Consider the following 17698-nt stretch of genomic DNA (forward strand, 5'->3'; position numbering starts at 1 on the left):
AGGCCGCGTCACAAGCGGCCTGTGCATCGTCCCTGTCTAATACAGTTCGGCCAGTTTCAGCGATTTCGGCCCAGTAAAGCCGAGGAGCTTTCGAGCAGTTTTAGACAACTTCAGCCCCACCCAGGTGCTCTGCCGACCACGGTCCGTCCACACTTGGCATAAAGAAAGTGAGGCAAAGCCGTTGTCTTAAGGCATCATTACCGAGAAGCGGTAATGCTTCAATGTTTGAGACCTGAGTAGTTAGCGCACCGCGTGAAGCAGACGGAAACCCGCCCCGGTCGCCTGTAGACCGTCTTTACGGCGTGCGAAATATCGGTGATTGATTGCGCTAGAATCTATATTCTCCCTTAAGGTGAAACCGACTGAGCTTAGTAGAGAGCTCATTTCCCCTGGGTCAAAACTTGAGAGCCATGGTTCTCCCATTTGAGCAAACAGATTCGCAGCATGACTTTCAATTGCTCGTTCAATTGGAGGAAGTAGCTCTGGCGAGACCCGATAATCGAAAACTATTTGGCTTCCCTCAGGCATGGAGGCCAACGACTCTAGCGTTTCGACGATCCGTTCTCTACTGAGATATGGGGTCACGCCAAGCCATGCAACAAAGACGGGTTGTTGCGCTTCCAGCCCGTGTTCAATCAGGCATGGTAGCAATGAGTCTTTTCGCAGGTCACACGGAACATACCGTATCGAGTTGGCGCCCGAACTTAATGCGCCTATTGCTTTTCTTTTTTGCTCTTGGGTAGCGGGAAGGTCTACCTCGAACACGATCAGGCTCTCATGCTCGTTACGTAGCGCATAGGTGTCGAGTCCAGCCCCAAGAATCACATATTGCTGAAGGTCCACATTCTTGGAGTTCAATAGCAAGTCCTCGCTATAGCGGCTACGTGCAACAACGGCTGCCCGCAAAGAACGCATCACGGGCTCATTGAACTGAAACGGATCTTTTTGCAGCATGCTTTGGACGGGTAAAGGCAACACCTCGAGCGCATAAGGATCGTCAAAAACGACCGGGTCGTCCAGTAATTGATGGACGGCACGCGCCATTGCCACGCGTAGTGCTGAGGAGGGGCGGTTGGGGAGATCCTTCGAGGTCACAGTAGTGCTCCGGTGAGTGGTTTCGCGAGCACTGTAAAGCCTCCCCTTGGCGTGAGGGTCAAGCATATTTCTGAAGGAGCTTGCCAAGCCATTCACGAACGCGTGCAGGGACCGGATGCCCGATCTGCAAGATAGGCTCACAGCGGTAGGCCATCTGGAGCTTTCTGGCGAGTGCGTAATCGCCTCTAGTCATCTTGTTCACAAGGGAGTGGTATTGCGTTATGAGGCCGTCAATTTCCAGCGGACTTGCTGAATCCCCAGCCTTGCGCAACTGGTCGGCGCGGCGACCGAATTGACCCCACTCCTTGGCGAGTCTTTTATCCAGGCTAAGAATGTCTTCTTCGGTTAGATGGCGTCGCAATGCATACATGCGCAACTCTATGGCTGGAGTGATGTAGGCAAGCAGGTTAGTGTCCAGTCCGACGTGGTCAGGCTGACGATGTTCCTTTTCATGCAGATTGCTCCAGCGCCTTGCCACCTCAATGTCTCCATCCATCCATAGCATTGCTGCATCCATCCAGCGTGCGGCCAAACGCTGGACTTTCGGCTTGTGGTAGTCCAAACCCTGCGTCATTACCACCCGTAGCTCTTCTATCAGGCCTTCGAACAAGTTTCGAGCAAGGGCCCAGCGGCCAAGAATTTTCAGTAGCTCAGCTTCCGTGAACTCTTTGCGATAGTGTTCAAGTAGTGTTACGGCGTTCGGCCAGGGCAAGCGATCGTTAACGATGCCCGCAGTCAGCCCAGCGGCAAGAACAGACAGCTTCTCTCTACGTTGTTTCATCAACGCCATATCTTCATCAATCCGAGAGAGCTGGACTGAAATGGCTTCTATGCTCTGCTGGCTAGCAGTGCTCAGGAGACGTTTGATGCTCTCCAGCGATAGTCCTGTCTCTTGGAGTGTTTGGATTGCGTTGATTTGCTCAACTGCTGACACAGCGTAGAGACGATACCCGGCCTTCGTGCGTGCTACTGGCTTGATGAGACCTATTGCATCATAGTGATGGAGGGTTCTAATGGTTACATTGCAGCGGCGCGCTAGAGTCCCTACCTGATAGAGTGCTGGTATTTCCATCTACACTAATTTCCCGAATATGTGAGCGGCGTATTATACGAACCATGGAGCACCGTGCAGCCCATAGTCCAGCGTTCTTTATGGTCGTCGATGAACTGGCCACGCTTCTGGGCGATTCAGATCCTGTTGACCACCCTGATCTTTATGTACTGCGTCATTGCAGAGTTGGCACGAGTCATTGGTCGTGATCGGCGGAAGGTGATGTTCATCGGTCGACTGCCGCCAAAAACTGCTGATTCTACGAAGGGCGCCTGAAGGTCACATACTGGTTCAGGGAAGATTCTCAGGGGCATGCTCAGATGTCTGCTGCAGGTCGATAACAGCCATTCACCACCGACAGCTAACTTCTCAGAGCCGCCGGTTCATCAACGGCTCAAGCTGCCTCTTCGTCCTCAACCAGCGCCCACAGCCTGGCCGCCTCGGTAAACTCCAGCATGTCAGACAACTGATCGGTATCAACATCGCGCCGCCGGTGCGCAGATATCGCGAGCTCGGCAAGCACCGCTGCTCGGCCATCAGGATCCGCCACTAACGCCGACTGGTCATTTAGTTCGGCCAACCAAGCCGCTGGCAGGCTCAACATTTGACCGTCCACAGTTGATCGATCCGCGTCGTATAGGATTGGCTCATCATCTCCCTCCTCATTCCCCAGTCCAGTGTCCCCGGCACGCTGGCGGCTCGCATCGTCCCCCTACCCCAACGCTCGTTGATGTCATCCATCACCTGCATCAGTCGGTCACATGCCACCGATTGCTTGAGTGCAAACAAGTCCTCTGAAAATTCACCTGGTTGCCGCAGGTCCATCAGCAGCACCTCGGCCTTGCTGTAACGAAACCCGGGCCGGAAAATTCGCCCGACCGCATCGGTAGCCAACCGGGTCATCAGTAGTGTGTCGCAAGTTGGATATGGCAGCTCCACCAGCGCACCCTGTGCGTGGTGTGCCTCATCCGGGTTGAACATCCCGGTGCGGATGCTGACGCGCATGCGCTTGCAAACTGAGCCCTGGGCCCGAAGCTTTTCAGCAGCTCGGCCAACATACGTGGCCACCGCCTGCTTGATGGGCGCTAGCTCAGTGAGGCGCTTGCCGAACATCCGGCTGCAGCAGATCTCCTGTTTCGCCGGCTCGGCCTCGTCCAGCTCCAAGCACGGCGTGCCCGCCAGTTCTCGAGCAGTCTTCTCGACCACCACACTGAATTTCTGTCGCAGCGTCCAGGCATCAGCCTTGGCCAGGTCCATCGCAGTGTGAATGCCCATCGACTCGAGATGGGCAGTCATCCGCCGGCCAACGCCCCAGACCTCTTTCACTTCAGTATTGCGCAGCACCCAATCGCGCTTAAACGGATCGGTAATGTCGACCACCCCGCCGGTCTGCGCCTGTAGCCGCTTGGCAGTGTGGTTGGCTAGCTTGGCGAGCGTCTTCGTGCTGGCGATCCCAACACCCACGGGAACACCGGTGCACTGAAAGATCCTTGATCGCGCTTTTCGCCCGAACTGAGTCAGGTTTTCCTGAATGCCGGACAGATCTGCAAAGCACTCATCGATGCTGTACACCTCGACGGCAGGCACCATCGACTCGATAAGCGTCATGACGCGCTCGCTCATGTCTCCGTAGAGCGCATAGTTGCTGCTGAAAGCCTTGATGCCGTGTCTGCGCAGCTTGTCCTTCACCTGGAAGTACGGCTCGCCCATCTTCACAAAGCGTTTCGCATCGTATGACCTGGCGATCACGCAGCCATCGTTGTTACTCAACACGACGATCGGGGTCTTGGCCAGGTCGGGCCGGAACACGCGCTCGCAGCTCGCGTAGAACGAGTTGCAGTCGATCAGCGCGAAAACCTGGTCACTGCGCATGGTCGCGAACGCTGTAACGCACAACGCCCCAGACGACGAGCTCGTCGCCTTCCATGATGTACCGTGGCGGGTACGCTGGATTTTCCGATTTCAGGATTACCACGCCATCGCGACGATGCAGACGCTTGCAGACCGGCTCGCTATTGACCGCAGCGATGACAATGTCCCCATGCTCCGCCTCACGACCGCGGTCGACGATGACGATGTCACCCGAGTAGATACCTGCCCCTTGCATGCTCTCGCCCTCCACTTTCACCAGATACACATGGGGTGCGCGGAGGTCGAATAGCTCATCAAGGGAGATATGGCCTTCGAGATGGTCCGCTGCAGGCGAGGGAAATCCGGCCGGAACGTGAAACGAATAGAGTGGCAGCGGTTCGGTGCCGCCGGTTGGCGTACCCAAAAATGTGATGGTCATGACAGAAGGTCCAATGCAAACTGTATGCATATACAGTAGATCCGGCATCGGGTGCCCGGTCAATCCTGGTCGGTAAAAATTCTGACGGACGAGAGGTGGGAAATGTGCGGACGGTACTCGATCTACGATTCGATGGATCACTACCTGCGCCAGCTGTCGCTGGACATAGTGGTGATCAAAGGCTACGACCACGAGCCGATCAACCGATACAACGTAGCGCCGTCCACTCGCGTAGAAATCGTTCGCCAGGTAGAAGATGGGTTGAGCGTGGATCGGGTCAAGTGGGGATGGTCGCCGTTTTGGGCGAAGGGGAAGCGGCCTGACCCCATCAATGCTCGGGCCGAAACGGTGGTAGCGGGGAAATTCTTCAAAGACCTGTGGCCAGTTGGCAGAGCCCTGGCGCCGGCGAACGGATGGTTTGAATGGATACCCGACCCAGCGGATCCGAAGCGGAAGCAGCCGTACTACATCACAAGCGCCGACGGTGCCCCACTCTATTTCGCTGCACTTGCAGAAGTGCACCAGAACACCGAGCCAGACAAGCGCGATGGATTTGTGATCATCACCGCAGCAGCGGATCAGGGACTGATCGACATCCACGACAGGAAACCCTTGGTGCTGGCCCCTGTGCTCGCCCGGGAATGGATCGACCCAACTACATCACCGGAGCGAGCTGCGGTGATCGTGGAGCAAGGTAGCACGCCGGCTGCGAAATTCCGGTGGTATCCAGTCGGCAAGGCAGTGGGAAATGTCAGGAATGAGGGTGAGTCGTTGATTACGCCGATATGCGACGAAAATCATCAGGGTCAGCTAGAGTTTTGATGAGTACAAGCACCGCGAGATAACGATCATGCTAAAACAAGAAGCAGACGACGTGATTGAGCGCATTAGGGACGATCTGAAAAGGCACGGAGTGGTGATCGGCTACGACCCAGAGTTTACAACCCCTGAATTCGGGTGCGATCTGGACCACCACGTTGCTCAAGTCAGAGAGGATCCGAACAACCGAGTGCTGGGTATCGCGATACATGACGAAGGCTTATGGGCTCAACTCCAGCATGGGGCAGTGTACCGCTGTGTTGTCAGCGATTGTCGGGGGAAGCTCTTCGGCATTCCGATCACGATTGAACCAAGAGTGGACGAGTCCTACACCATTCAGTACAAGCTTTAAAGCATCAGGAGGGTAATCTGCCGTCCAGATTGCCCTCTCCGCGGATTGAAAACTGAATGAGCTCAGTGGAGCGGTGGCAGATCCTTACCGCGCGCCTTGGCAATCACCCGAAGCTGGTAGTCGGATACCACCTGAAACAACGACTCGGCCAGCAGACGTAGGCGCTCGACCTCTTCAGGCGGCGCGTCACGGTCCTGAGCTTGGTGGTATTCACGCAAAGCGTCGACGGCCTGCTGAATCAGCGGCTCGCCGGCCTCGACCATTCCGATAAAGGTGCGCTTGTCCACCTGACTGCTCCGGGCCGTTCATGAGCGAAATATACCCTAGCGAATGAACAACTATGCACCAGTGTCGCTTAGTCTGATGCCTCGATCTTCACGGGCCCAGCGCTAAAACTGAATTTCTTTTTCTTCAACGCAATCAGGGTCACGCCAGCAATCGCGGTGACCGCAACGACCGCTGTGACTGGATGGCGCAACGATTGTGCCACGGTGGACGCCGTTTTAGCTCCCGCTACCACTACTGGAGCCGCAGCCGAGACGATTGAAGGGAGACTCATCATGATTCCTCGCCGGTTTTTTGATTGCATTATGATAGTACAGGGAGTCACCATCGAGTCTATATTGATGCTACCCCGCATTATTTGACGCTGCGACGAAGGGCATCAGTACGGCAGCGTCATCGGCAGGAGCCAGCTGCTGACTCTAACTGCTTTTCGTAACCAATCCGCTGCCGTCGCTCAGCTAACAAAGCCCTCACCTTAACCTCCAAGCTGTCGGTCTGCCTCAGGCCAGCAGCTGCCCAAGGCGGCACCGAGACCTCCGGTGACCTACAAGGCACCTGCACTGGCACCTCAACGCGCACGTACTGCACCTGCGTTTCCGCAGGCCCGGCACACCCCTGCAGGGCCAGTGCCAGAACGACCCCGCTCCCACAGACAAAGCCGCAGGCTATGCGGCATGCGGCCCGCAAAGCACCCTTCCCGCTCCTACAGGTTTCCGAGTTAACCACCAACATCATAGCCCAAGCTCCTTGTCGATGATCGAGGTGGCAGCTGCGCACTGATCGCCGCCGGTTCGCTCCTGCTGCAGCCGGTTCGCCGCGTCATAGTCGAGATCCGCGCTGACCTTGGCTTCGCTCACTGCCTGCTCGGCGGCTGCCTGTCGGGCGCTCGCCGCCAAGGCAAGGTCACCAATGGCCCTGCCCTGCTCTGCCGCCAGCCCGCTCAAGTTGTCCCGGGCAGCCACACAGGTCGTCGCCTCTTTGTTGGCCTGATCCAACTGCGGTCGGTAATGGCCGGCTGACAGCCAGACACCGCCCACACCACCCACACCTATCAGCAGCGCTGAGCCCAGCAGTATGGCGCCCAGACGGCTGCCATCACCCAGAAAGGGCATCATGCCAAGGCCCGCCGGATACCCTCGTCGATCACCTCGGACTTATAGGGGTTGCCGCCGTTCTCGTGCACGATGATGCCCACCACCGTCTCACGCAGCACCTGCGGCTTGGAGATGTCGATAGAGTCGCGGACGCCTACACCGAGACGCTTCGCAATGGCCTGGGCGTAGGCCAAGGTGTTGTTCTCACTGGAGGGCGCCCAGCGGCTGATGAATTCCAGCGGGGTGTCAATGCCAGCCCGGCCGACACCGGGCATACCGTCCTTGCCCCGGTAGTTGAGCAACAGCTTGCCCAGGGCCCGGATGCCGTTCTCCGCCTGGTCGAACCGGGCGAAGCGCGGCTTGGCCACGCCCTCCTCTATGCCCAGCTGGCCCTGCCAGGCGTTCCGTGGATTGAAATCGATGTTGCCGGGGTTGTTGTTGCGTACACCGCGTGGGGTTGCCATAGCTTTTCTCCAGGCATAAAAAAGCCCGCAGTGGGCGGGCTTGGGGTGATTGCAGCGGATTAAGCGGCGGGCTCTTCAGGCGACGGCTCGGCCACGGGCTCCGCCGGCTCCTTTGCGGTAATCGAGACCTTGGCGCTGTACTCCTTCAGCACCTGGGCAGTGAACACCTGGGCTGCCGGGAACTGGTTCAGGATCGCGCGAGCGCGGGCGTCCGCTTCCTCCTGGGTGGCGAAGCGACTGTTGTTCTCAGCGTCGTAGGCGTTGCTGAGGTTGATAGCGACGTATGGCATGAGTTTTCTCCAGGCAAAAAAATACCGCCGGGTGGCGGTTGGTTGGGGTGTAGCAGCGAATCAGGCCGGCAGTTCCGGCCATTCAATCGTCTCGGGGAAACCGGGCTGTTCAGGTAAGCGGTTGAGCGCAACGCGGTAGCGCTTCCAGGCGTTCAGGGCCTCGGCCTCGGCCGGCGTGGCGTCGTTCAGCTCCACTGCATCCTGCAGCGGCGCGACAGCCAGGTCAGCCGACGCCCGAAGCTGTGCAATCTCTGCGAAGGCAGTCGCCCGCAATTGCTCGGCGGCGGCCAGGGCCTTGCCCTCGCGGGTCACCAACCGGCCCCAGTCAATAGCCGCAAAGCCTTGCGCCGGCGCCGGCTGCTCAGCAACAGGAATCGGCAGAACGACTAGGCCGTCAGCCGGCGACACAATGTCACGCGGAAAGCGCGCCTCCTGACTGGCATCAATCGGGACAGGCAGCTGCAGCACCACCACCAGCTGGCCGCCCACGCGCTCAACAGGTGCGATTACCCAAGGGCAGCGAGTCGCCTCGGCCGGCAGCGAAGCACCGTCAGGCAACGGGGAAAAGTCCAGGGTCAGACCGTTGATGGTCAGGCTGTCGCCCTGCTTGTAGAGCGTCAGCGAGACTGGGGTAATCGGCAGCGCTGGGCTTAACTTGATATGCATTAGAACCACCTTCCGATTGCAAGATACTGGTACTGAATGTCAGCGGTGGTCGCGGAACGATAAGACCAAGAGTCCACACCTGCTTGGTTTGTTGTGGCGCTCCACCACACGCCGTTATAGGCCTGCTGCCCGATCGCTGACTGGTCTCCGCTCGCGCCTACGGAACTCAGGGGGGTGGCAAAAATCTTGGGGGCGGCTGCAAACGCAGCCGGAAAATTAGAGCGCCCAGCGGATTGGCTACCCAACGCCTGCTTGGGCAGGGTGATCACCCCCAAACAGATTTGAGTGCCATCGGCCAACCGGACGAAATCGCCGTTGGCATTAGAGCCACGCTGCAGCAACGCGCCGGTGGGAACACCGCCAACCTGGCTGACCGCGCCGAGGATGTTGCCCCTTTGAAAACCGCTGGCAATCCAGCCGTATAGCTCGTCAAAGTTGGCGATGGCTTTCAACCAGGCGCTGCGGCGGTCATCCCCACCAACGCCATTTGGCGCTGCGCCGAGGTTGATTACTTGTTTAGTCATAGTTTGTCCTTAAAGCGGCTTCATCGGCCTGGAGGCGAACAGAGTTCGGCCGTTCGCAGTAACTGGATTAATTCCTGATCCGTTGTCACAGTACATTTGCAACACCGACCTATTACCAGGCAAAAAACCACCAAAATTAGCGCGAAGCGGCTGACTTGTTTGCCCAATATTCGTTACGGAAAACAGTGCATTTGCGAGGACATAGTCCTGGTAGCTTCCAGTCCAAGGCATCTGGTTGCTGGGCGCATACCACGCACCGCCAGTCAGCGGATCACCTGCCTGGATAAAGGAATTGGACGCTGGCTGACCGTTCAGCAATGCAAGGTTGGCTGTGGTGACAAAGGTTCGGACACCACTTGGATCACGAACTGAGGCCCCATATACATCGGGAGGAATGCCTGGCGCCATGTAACTCGCGCAATACCAGCTGATCTGCATGTAGTCATCAGCAGCACTACCGTGACCAGGCTTATTTGCGTAGGACTTAAGCCTGAAGCCGGTCCAATTGCCGGGCACCCCCTTCACATAGAAATTACCAACCATCATGTAGTTAGCAGCATTAAGAAATATGAGCGGACGCTCATACGTTGTAATGGGTGCAGGAAACGTAACATCACCCCACTCAATCAGTTGCGCTTGCATGCCAGGTCGCCAATAGACTCCGATTTGAAAACCACCGCTGTACCTAACCGCCAGCGCCCGATTGACGGAGTCAATCTGCATTCGCAAATCATTATTCAAAGCACGAATACCGTAGCTGCCAGGCGCAGCGAAGGGCTCGCCCCCCTGCGACAAGATCATCACTTGCCAGGTCAGGTTTCCTGGTTGACGTAAATGCAACTGACCGGGCGAGTACCAAGCCTGCGGCGAATGTGTGTACTCGCCTTGATCTCGTAGAGTGTCAACGACTACAAAGGATTGCGCTTGGATTTCGGGTATCGAAATGTACTGGTCGAACTCTCCATTTCCGGTGACCTGCATCATCTTCAGTGATCGCACTGACGTGATGTTGGTATCTAGCGTGATGGCCCCGGACGCATCTCGCGTCCGAAGCCCGTACCGATCAGCCATCAGGTAAGCCTCCCCACTGCTGTCCGTTCGATGCCATTGGCGTCGTAGACGTACAGGCCGCCATTGTTGAGCAGGGTCGATCCATTGGCATCCTGCCCACGCACGGTGAAAGAACCAGAGGCCAAGTTGATCTCGATCAGCGGCTGACCTTGGGCGTTAACGGCCTGAGATCGAAGCGTCATGCCCACGACCAGGCTCTGGATGAACGCTTGGTTGATCAATGCCGAGTTCAGGAACAGCTGGCCGTTCTGGAAGACGAACAGACTTGCCTCTGGCCCCTCCAACCCATTGATGATTGCCACACGGTCCGCCGACAGCAGAATCTCGCCAATAGTCCCATCACTTCCTTGGACGATGCCCGTGGCTACCTTCTTGCCTTTGCTGTTCGTCTCGGTCTTCCATGACGAGATCGCTGAAACCCGGCCATCCACGCCGGCCACCGTATCACTGACCATCTGCACTGAAGCACTGACAGCTTGCACCGAACCTTCTACACCGCCGATTTGAGACTGAACGGTGTCGATACGCTTACCCGAGGCGATCCCATCCTCGATCCGCGCCGACTGCTCGGTCCAGACACCCACCAAGCCACCCGTAGCGCCAGCCAGGCCAGTGCTGTCACCCTCCATTTCCGAGTTCACCTGGACATACAGCCCGTCCAAGCGGCTGGCCTGTGCAGTGATCGCGGTGCCCTGCTGCTTCACCGTGGTGTCCATCTGGCTGATGGCTGTTGCCTGGGCACTGTTCACGCCCTCGGCATCGGTCATGCGGCTGGTCAGGCTCAGCAGTGATTGCCCTTGGCTGGTGAGCGCCGTGCCTTGCTGGGAAACCGTAGTGCCCAGAGTGCTGATCGCTTCGCCGTTGGCCGCATCAGCAGCGGTTACCCGCCGCCCCACGATGTTGCACCACAGCGATCGCCCCGTGCCGTCTGCTGGCTGTATCCGCGTCACAAAGCGCGCCGACACTGCCGCCGCCGGCGCAGTCAGCCGCCCGGAGAACGTCTGAAAGCCCCCACCCGCCGAGAAGGTGAAGGCGTTGAAGTAGCCCAGGCTAGTGTCCGCCTTGTCGAAGAACTGCAGCTGGAAGTTGCCGGTTTGCCCTGCCGTCATGTACGCGCGATACACGTCCGCCGACAGGTCAAACTGCTCACCACCCGAGACAATGAACCGCCCCGGGCCGCAGAAGCTGTTGGCATAGAACGCAATCGCCTTGCCGGCAGATGGGTGCGCCGTCAGTCCGGCAATCCCTGGGTTACCCGTCCATGGGTCGACCAAGCCATCTTCAAACGTGCCCCGAAGCACCAGGTTGTCCGGCTGCTGGCTCAAGGACGCCTTCAACTGGGTCAACGAGTTGCCTTGGCTGGTGATCGTGTTGCCCTGCCCGGTGACTGTCGACTGCAGGGTCTGCAGCGCTAACGCATCCGCTTTGGAAGCCAGCTGTGTCAACGCCGACTGGGCAGCCGCGGCCGCGTCGGTGGCCACCTTGTCGGTCACCGCTACCCAAGCTGATCCGTTCCATCGTTTCGGGGTGTTGGCTGCGCCTGTGGTGTCGATCCACAGGTTTTCCGCTTGCCGATCAGTAGCGGCCGGCGTAGCGGTCTGGTACAGCACCTTGCCCTTGCTGCCCGCCAAGTCAGCTGCCGCCTGCGCCGCCTGCTGGGCGGTGGTGACGTTGCCGTTGGTGGTTTGCAGGCTGTTGCCCAGGCTCGTTACGGCTGCACTGGTCGAGGACAACCCGGCCTCGGTCTGCGTCACCCGGATGTCTAGCGCCTGGTTAGCCACCGCCAGAGCGCCAGTTGCACGCGCCGACGGCCCGGCCACAAACGGCGACGGGGTGTTGCTCTCCCCGATCCGCTTCTCAATCATCACCGAGTCGATCACCAAGCTCAGGTCGGCGACGACGGTCTGGTTCAGGTAGAGCGTGATGGCGGCGCGTGTACTGCCTGTGACCGTGATCGGCAGGGTGATCCTTGTCCTGGTCGTGGTGTACGGTACGTTGGCCGAGCTCGGACCGGTGCCATCAAAGAGCCGTGCTCGCATACTGCCCGCTGCACTACCGCGGACATACAGGGAAACCAGGTAAACCCCCGGCTCGATCCGAACGTTGTACCCGGCCGCGTTGTTGGTCGGGCTGAGCATCAGGTAATGCCCTGCCGTCGTAAAGCCACCCACCTGCAAGCCGAAGCCCGAATCAGCCTCTGGAACCGCAACGCCCACCCGCGTCACGCTCACGGACGAGTTCAGCGCAGGCAGCGTGGTCGAGGTCAGCCAGCTGTATTCATCGCTCAGCAGGTTGGCCCCGTTGCCGGCCAGGGCGCCGACCGAGGCCTGCAGCCCGGTGAGCGCATTACCCTGGCTGGTCAGCATATTGCCCTGACTGGTTACGGTCGAGTTCAGCGCCTGAAGCGCCGAGGCATCGGCCTTGTTCGCCACCTGCGCCAGCGCGCTGGCCGCCGCCGCAGCAGCATCGGTCGCCACCTTGTCGGTGACGGCCACCCAGGCAGTACCGTTCCAGCGCTTCGGCGTATTCGCCGCACCGGTAGTGTCGATCCACAGGTTCTCGGCCTGCCGGTCACCCACCGCCGGCGCCGAAGACTGATACAGCACCTTACCCTTGCTCCCGGCCAAGCTGGCCGCAGCCTGGGCGGCCTGCTGAGCCGTGGCAACGTTGCCGTTGGTGGTCTGCAAGCCGTTGTTGAGCTCGGTGATGCTGCTGCCCTGGCTCGACAGCGTGTTGCCCTGGTTCGTCACCGTGGTGCTGAGCGCCTGCAGCGCGGATGCATCGGCCTTGCCGGCCAGCTGCGACAGTGCCGACTGCGCAGCTGCGGCGGCATCCGTGGCCACCTTGTCTGTCACAGCCAGCCAGGCAGTGCCATTCCACCGTTTCGGGGTGTTCGCGTTGCCGGTGGTGTCGATCCACAGGTTTTGCGCCAGGCGGTCAGCCACGGCCGGCGCCGTCGCCTGCACCAGCACCTTGCCTTTGCCGCCCGCCAGCGTGGCCGCGTCCTGGGCGGCCTGTTGGGCAGCAGTGACATTCTGGTTGGTGGTGGTCAGGCTGCTGCCCAGCGCGGTGACGGCCGAGGCGTTCGCCTCATCACCACTGATCCGGGCGGCGCGCTCGTCCACGACCGAGGCCACCGACGCCGACGGCGCGATCTGGCCGACGGCGATCCAGTCGATTTCGAACACATCACCGGCCGCCGAGCTGAGCCACAGGTAGAACCTGGTGATCGTGCTGTCGGACCAGTCGCTACCGCCATTGGTCAGCTGCGACATGTCCCACTCGAGGACCATGGTCTGCCCGACCGCCAACCCCGGGTCGGCTATCAGCTTGCGGTACGACGAAGACGAAGCGTGGTTGGCGGTGACGTAGGTGACCTGGCCATTCCAGCCCGAACCCGCACGCCGCGTGATGCGGCAACGGATGCGGTCATGGTCACGGCCTTTGAGCGAAACAACCGGCGAGTTGAGGTATGCAGCACCAGTACCGTCGGTGGTCACGATCAGCCTGCCGTTCTCGACAGCCAGCGTACAGCGCGTGCCACTCCAGCCCTCGACTGTCGTAGCGAAACCGTAGTTCAGTGCCGGATCGTACCCGCCCGACTCGGCGCGCAGGCTTGCAATCTGCGAAGCCATAGCCGCATCGGCAGTGGTTCGCGCCGTGGTCTCATTGCTGATCGCCGCGGCGTTCGAGGCGGTGCCCGCCGCCACGGTATCAATGCGCTGACCCAGCGCCGAATCGGCATTGGCCCTGGTGGTGGCCTCCGCCTGGATCGCAGCCGCGTTGTTGCCTGCCGAAGCCGTGACGGTTTCTATCTTCTGGCTCAGCGACTCGTCTGCTGACTGGCGGGCCTGCGCCTCGCTGGTGATCGCCGCCCCGCGCGTCTGGGCTTCGGACAGCAAGCCTTGCGCTCTGGCAGCGGCTTCGTCACTGATGGCCTTGGTGCGCGCCTGGGTTTCGGCGGCAATGGCTTGGTTTCGAGCCGTCGCCTCACCTGTAATCGCCTGGGCGCGTGCAGCCGCCTCAGCCGCAACTTTCTGGGCAACCGAGCCGGCCTGAGTCGGAGGACCGGAGATCAGCGAAATCTCCTGGCGCAGTACGGGTGCCAGCTGTCCTGCTTCGATCTTGTCCTTCAGCGCGCCAAGCATGTTGGTCATGTCGGACGACGTAGAAGCCACCACCTTCAAGAAGGCACTCACACCATAGGCATTCTTCGAGCGCACGAAGTAGGCGTAATTCGTGGCGAACGCAAGACCTGTGTGGGTGAATGTCAGCCCTTGCCCCAAAAGCTCGCCCTGCGTGGCCTGCGGGTTGGTCGAGAAGAAGAACTCGTAGATGCCACCATTCAGGCCGTGCAGTGTGTTGCCCGGGATCAGCGTGATGGTGTCGATAGTTGCCTGGACTACGCACGACTCCGGGATCGGCGGCCCGTCGATGCTCACGTTGATGCTGGCCTCGCCGGAGCGAGTCAGCGGCCCAAGCGCAGCCACGCTCATGGTGTAGTTGCCGGACGGCAGGCCAGACAGCGGCAGTTTGAGCGTGGTGGCCGGCACCTGCTGCGCCTGCACGGCGGCCGTGCCCTGACGCACCGTGATGGCATAACCGGTAACAACACCGTTGGGAGCGACCCACGCCAGTGTGCCCTGGACCACCTCAGCATTGTCTTCAGTCGACCAGGTGAGCCCGGTAGGACTGCCCAGGCCACCGGTTGGCATGCTGATGAACCCAATCGGGTTGTACGGCTGGCCGACGGCGTCATCAAAGATCGCCGGCTCGTTCTGCGCCACCGACACGTTGCAGCCACTGTCGGGACTCATCGACCAGTCGGTGACGACAAATTCGCCGACGATGTTCAGCGACGGCAGGTTGACCTTCACCGAGCGGCCCGGCCGGCAGTTGTAGCCCATGAAGTTCATGGGGATCGACAAGGTGCCGCCTGCACGGCGCCGGCGCAGTTCGATGTTGGCCAGGCGCTGGGCCTGGTAGGGGTTGCTGACGTAGGAGAAGGACAGGGTCTCTGCCGCCTCGCCGCCATCGGCCACCACCCACTGATTGACCGACACCTCGGGGTAGTCGGTCTCGGCCCAGGCCTGCGACGGGTCCACGAAGGTACCGCGCACGGTGTTGATCGCTGAGTCATTGGTCGGCTCGGTGCTACCGGTGACGGTGCCGACGACCATGTCCTCGGTGATTTCGAAGTCGTATGGGCCATAGTAGGCGCCCACCTGCAGCATCCAGCGGCCGCCGACACGGATCAGCTTGCCGCCACACGCGGCCTCGAGCTTCTGCATCACCTGGGTGCGCGACTCGTCGGCGCCGATGACACAGCCCGAACGATACCGCGCCGAAGTGCTGCCGTCGGCGTTGGCCAGCATTTCGTCGCACACGCTCGCGCTGTTGGCGAAGCTGGAAAACACGATTTCATCATCTGGCACACCGCAACGATTGCGCAGGAACCAGAGGATGTGCAGCGCGGTGTTTTCGCTGTAGCCGGTAGTGCCGGTCCGTGGATCGTAGATGTCCCGGCGCCCGCGCAGCACGAAGCGCACATCCGGAATGCCGGAAGGGTACTTCTCGGCGCTGTACCTGAACGACAGCCGCACGAAGGACAGGCCACGGCCGATCTGGGTGTCGCGCCAGTCCGGGCTGTTGGCCTTGAGGAAGGCATTCACCTGGGTCGGATTGGTGACCAGCTCGTAGCTGGCGTGCTCGCCGTAGGTTTGGACAACTTCCTCGCCCAGGAAGATCTGCTCCAGGGCATCGATCTCTCCCTCCGACAGCACATAGACCATGTGCAGCCATTCGCCGTCGGCCTGGTCGCCAGCCTGCTCCTGCCCCCAGGCCAGAACACCGCCGGTGCTGACACGGCCCAGTACGTAACGGGCAGCGGCCTTGGACGAGCGCAGGGTCTGGCTGGAGGGTTCACTCGAGCGCAGCGACCCGGTGTCGAGCTTGTCCTGCTGCGACGAGACATAGAATGCCAGTGCTGCCCCGGCAAGCGCGCCCCATGGACTACCGGTTTGGGCAAAACCCACAACCGCACCGACCGCGATCCGGGCTACCTTACTGACTGCTGAACTCATTCAACTCTCCACACCGTCAACGGCTCACACTCGATACGGCACACCCCGTCGGGTGACACCGACCAGAACTCATCCGCCCAGAACACCGCCACACCACGCCCATTGGGGCCGTCGTACAGCGCAATGTCGCCCCGCTGGATCAGGCCCGGCTGAATTCGGGCAAAGCAGGCATCCCAAGCCCCCTCAAGCGAGCCGTGCAGCTTCTTCAGCAGGCGTTTTGCGCCAGCTTCGGATGAGTACCGCCCTCGGTAGGTCTCGGCAGGATCGACATCGCACACCGCCAGGGCGCAGTCAGCGGCGAACAGGCAGCAGTCAAATTCGCCCCATGAAAAAGGCCGCTCGGTGGCGGCCTTGATCGTGTTGGCAAGCTGTGTCGTCCAATCGCGCTTTCGCATGGCTATGTCTCGTAGGTGAACTTCGGAGCATCCTTGGAGGCACCCCAGTAGATGGGCCAGTCGGCGATCTGCGCGATGGCGAAGAAAAAGCGATCGTCCTGTCGGCGCGCCCGGTGGTTCTCGTCGGTCCAGCGCTCGGTACCGGTCCTGTTCCACTCGGCCATGCGATCGATGAGCGGGACTGTGATGCTGTTGCCCTCTTCGCCGTTGCCCGCATAGGAGAACTTGGCAGCATCCATGCGTCCGCTGAACAGGATGTCGGCGGCATAGGTACCGTCCCGATCGAACACCACGAACATGAGCTTGCCGTTGCGCCCCCGGCACCCCTTGAGCGAAGTCTCGGTGATGATCTGAGCGTCCAGGCCGTTGAGGGTCAGCTCCACGGACATGGGCGAGCCTGAGTTGCTGCTCTCCTGCGACTGGCCAACCGACCCGAAACTGCCAACTCCCTGGTAGGTGATGCCGTCGATCACCAGGTCACCGGTGCCGGTGTGCGCGAAGACCATGCCATCGGGGAAGTCCAACTGGCAGGCATAAACCGCCATGAAATTGCCTTTGGCAATGATGTCGACGACGGTTTGACTGAACGGGAATACGCCATTGGCCATCAGAATGCCTCGCGGAATTGCAGGGTCGAGTTCGAGACCACTGGCTGGGTGGTCCATTCGTTGGTGTCGTCCATGCGGCGCATCTCGCAATAGGGGTTTCTGTACTCGACTACAGTGCCGGCCGGGATCACCTTGCGGATACGCTTGTTCACCGAGACCAGGACTTTGCCAGTGGCGTCGGACGTGGCCCGCTCGACGACTTCGAACATTTCGCCATTGATCGTGATGAGATCTCCCCGACTGAACACCGGACGGCTGGCCAGCAAGCCCTGCAGTTGCATGACGCTGGCCTGGGCATTGGCCACGGCAACCGTCGGCGCACCGATGTTGTCCGTGCGCGTCCGGGTGAGATACGGGATGTGGACCGTGCCGAACATGCCCTGCAGGCGGCCCAGCAACGATGTCAGTTCGCGCTCGTCTTCGTCGTACAGGACGCCGAAGGTCATTGAGCACTTCCAGTAAGCGCCGGGCTGAGCCACAACCTGCTGGGCATTCGACAGCGAGGAGGTGAACCCTCGGTTATTGTAGACGACGCCCCAGGTGACCTCAGTGGGCTCCAGGTCCTCGGGCCATACCTCCGCCATTGGGTCACTCCCAAAAGAAAGCCCGCC

18 protein-coding genes are annotated in these 17698 nt (G+C 60.1%); 2 read left to right on the forward strand and 16 right to left on the reverse strand.

Features of this window, described 5'->3' with window-relative positions:
* Positions 1-240: 240 nt before the first annotated feature.
* The 5 genes from ACNFBR_RS10210 to ACNFBR_RS10230 form a co-directional block, all read right to left on the reverse strand.
* Positions 241-1095: a class I SAM-dependent methyltransferase gene (locus ACNFBR_RS10210; RefSeq protein WP_416734816.1), complete on the reverse strand. Its 855-nt coding sequence runs from the start codon at positions 1093-1095 to the stop codon at positions 241-243.
* Positions 1096-1153: 58 nt separating this feature from the next.
* Complete coding sequence (locus ACNFBR_RS10215; protein WP_416734817.1) at positions 1154-2167, reverse strand: MerR family transcriptional regulator; 1014 nt, start codon at positions 2165-2167, stop codon at positions 1154-1156.
* Positions 2168-2540: 373 nt separating this feature from the next.
* On the reverse strand, positions 2541-2750 hold the full coding sequence (locus ACNFBR_RS10220) for a hypothetical protein (RefSeq protein ID WP_416734818.1): 210 nt from the start codon (positions 2748-2750) through the stop codon (positions 2541-2543).
* Positions 2744-4018, reverse strand: a complete 1275-nt coding sequence (locus ACNFBR_RS10225; protein ID WP_416734819.1) for a Y-family DNA polymerase — start codon at positions 4016-4018, stop codon at positions 2744-2746. Before ACNFBR_RS10225 ends, ACNFBR_RS10220 begins: the two co-directional genes overlap by 7 nt.
* A complete protein-coding gene (locus ACNFBR_RS10230; RefSeq protein WP_416734820.1) occupies positions 4008-4436 on the reverse strand; it encodes a LexA family protein in 429 nt (142 codons plus the stop codon). The genes ACNFBR_RS10225 and ACNFBR_RS10230 overlap by 11 nt, the downstream gene beginning before the upstream one ends.
* A gap of 102 nt (positions 4437-4538) precedes the next feature.
* Here ACNFBR_RS10230 and ACNFBR_RS10235 point away from each other — a divergent pair, with 102 nt between their 5' ends.
* On the forward strand, positions 4539-5258 hold the full coding sequence (locus tag ACNFBR_RS10235) for an SOS response-associated peptidase family protein (protein WP_416734927.1): 720 nt from the start codon (positions 4539-4541) through the stop codon (positions 5256-5258).
* Positions 5259-5286: 28 nt separating this feature from the next.
* On the forward strand, positions 5287-5607 hold the full coding sequence (locus ACNFBR_RS10240) for a hypothetical protein (RefSeq protein WP_069942556.1): 321 nt from the start codon (positions 5287-5289) through the stop codon (positions 5605-5607).
* A gap of 62 nt (positions 5608-5669) precedes the next feature.
* Here ACNFBR_RS10240 and ACNFBR_RS10245 read toward each other — a convergent pair whose 3' ends face one another.
* The 11 genes from ACNFBR_RS10245 to ACNFBR_RS10295 all read right to left on the reverse strand — a co-directional run bounded on the left by ACNFBR_RS10245 (position 5670) and on the right by ACNFBR_RS10295 (position 17671).
* Entirely contained in the window at positions 5670-5894 is a 225-nt protein-coding gene (locus tag ACNFBR_RS10245) for a hypothetical protein (protein ID WP_069942555.1), read from the reverse strand.
* Positions 5895-6623: 729 nt separating this feature from the next.
* Positions 6624-7007 (reverse strand): hypothetical protein, encoded by a 384-nt coding sequence (locus ACNFBR_RS10250; RefSeq protein WP_416734821.1) that lies wholly within the window; start codon positions 7005-7007, stop codon positions 6624-6626.
* Entirely contained in the window at positions 7004-7450 is a 447-nt protein-coding gene (locus ACNFBR_RS10255) for a structural protein P5 (protein ID WP_416734822.1), read from the reverse strand. The genes ACNFBR_RS10250 and ACNFBR_RS10255 overlap by 4 nt, the downstream gene beginning before the upstream one ends.
* Positions 7451-7509: 59 nt before the next feature.
* Positions 7510-7740, reverse strand: coding sequence for a hypothetical protein (locus tag ACNFBR_RS10260; RefSeq protein ID WP_416734823.1), 231 nt, complete (start codon positions 7738-7740; stop codon positions 7510-7512).
* A 60-nt stretch (positions 7741-7800) separates the two neighbouring features.
* Complete coding sequence (locus tag ACNFBR_RS10265; protein WP_416734824.1) at positions 7801-8406, reverse strand: tail fiber assembly protein; 606 nt, start codon at positions 8404-8406, stop codon at positions 7801-7803.
* A complete protein-coding gene (locus tag ACNFBR_RS10270; protein ID WP_416734825.1) occupies positions 8406-8930 on the reverse strand; it encodes a hypothetical protein in 525 nt (174 codons plus the stop codon). The genes ACNFBR_RS10265 and ACNFBR_RS10270 overlap by 1 nt, the downstream gene beginning before the upstream one ends.
* Before the next feature lie 9 nt (positions 8931-8939).
* Positions 8940-10001 (reverse strand): hypothetical protein, encoded by a 1062-nt coding sequence (locus ACNFBR_RS10275; RefSeq protein ID WP_416734826.1) that lies wholly within the window; start codon positions 9999-10001, stop codon positions 8940-8942.
* Positions 10001-16084 (reverse strand): phage tail tip fiber protein, encoded by a 6084-nt coding sequence (locus ACNFBR_RS10280; protein WP_416734827.1) that lies wholly within the window; start codon positions 16082-16084, stop codon positions 10001-10003. The genes ACNFBR_RS10275 and ACNFBR_RS10280 overlap by 1 nt, the downstream gene beginning before the upstream one ends.
* Positions 16081-16479 (reverse strand): DUF6950 family protein, encoded by a 399-nt coding sequence (locus ACNFBR_RS10285; protein ID WP_416734828.1) that lies wholly within the window; start codon positions 16477-16479, stop codon positions 16081-16083. The genes ACNFBR_RS10280 and ACNFBR_RS10285 overlap by 4 nt, the downstream gene beginning before the upstream one ends.
* Before the next feature lie 2 nt (positions 16480-16481).
* Complete coding sequence (locus tag ACNFBR_RS10290; protein ID WP_416734829.1) at positions 16482-17087, reverse strand: hypothetical protein; 606 nt, start codon at positions 17085-17087, stop codon at positions 16482-16484.
* The gene (locus ACNFBR_RS10295) at positions 17087-17671 is read right to left on the reverse strand and encodes a hypothetical protein (protein WP_416734830.1); all 585 of its coding nucleotides are present in this window, start codon (positions 17669-17671) and stop codon (positions 17087-17089) included. Before ACNFBR_RS10295 ends, ACNFBR_RS10290 begins: the two co-directional genes overlap by 1 nt.
* Positions 17672-17698: the final 27 nt, after the last annotated feature.

This window comes from Pseudomonas sp. NY11955 (assembly GCF_048068035.1).
GTDB lineage: Bacteria > Pseudomonadota > Gammaproteobacteria > Pseudomonadales > Pseudomonadaceae > Aquipseudomonas.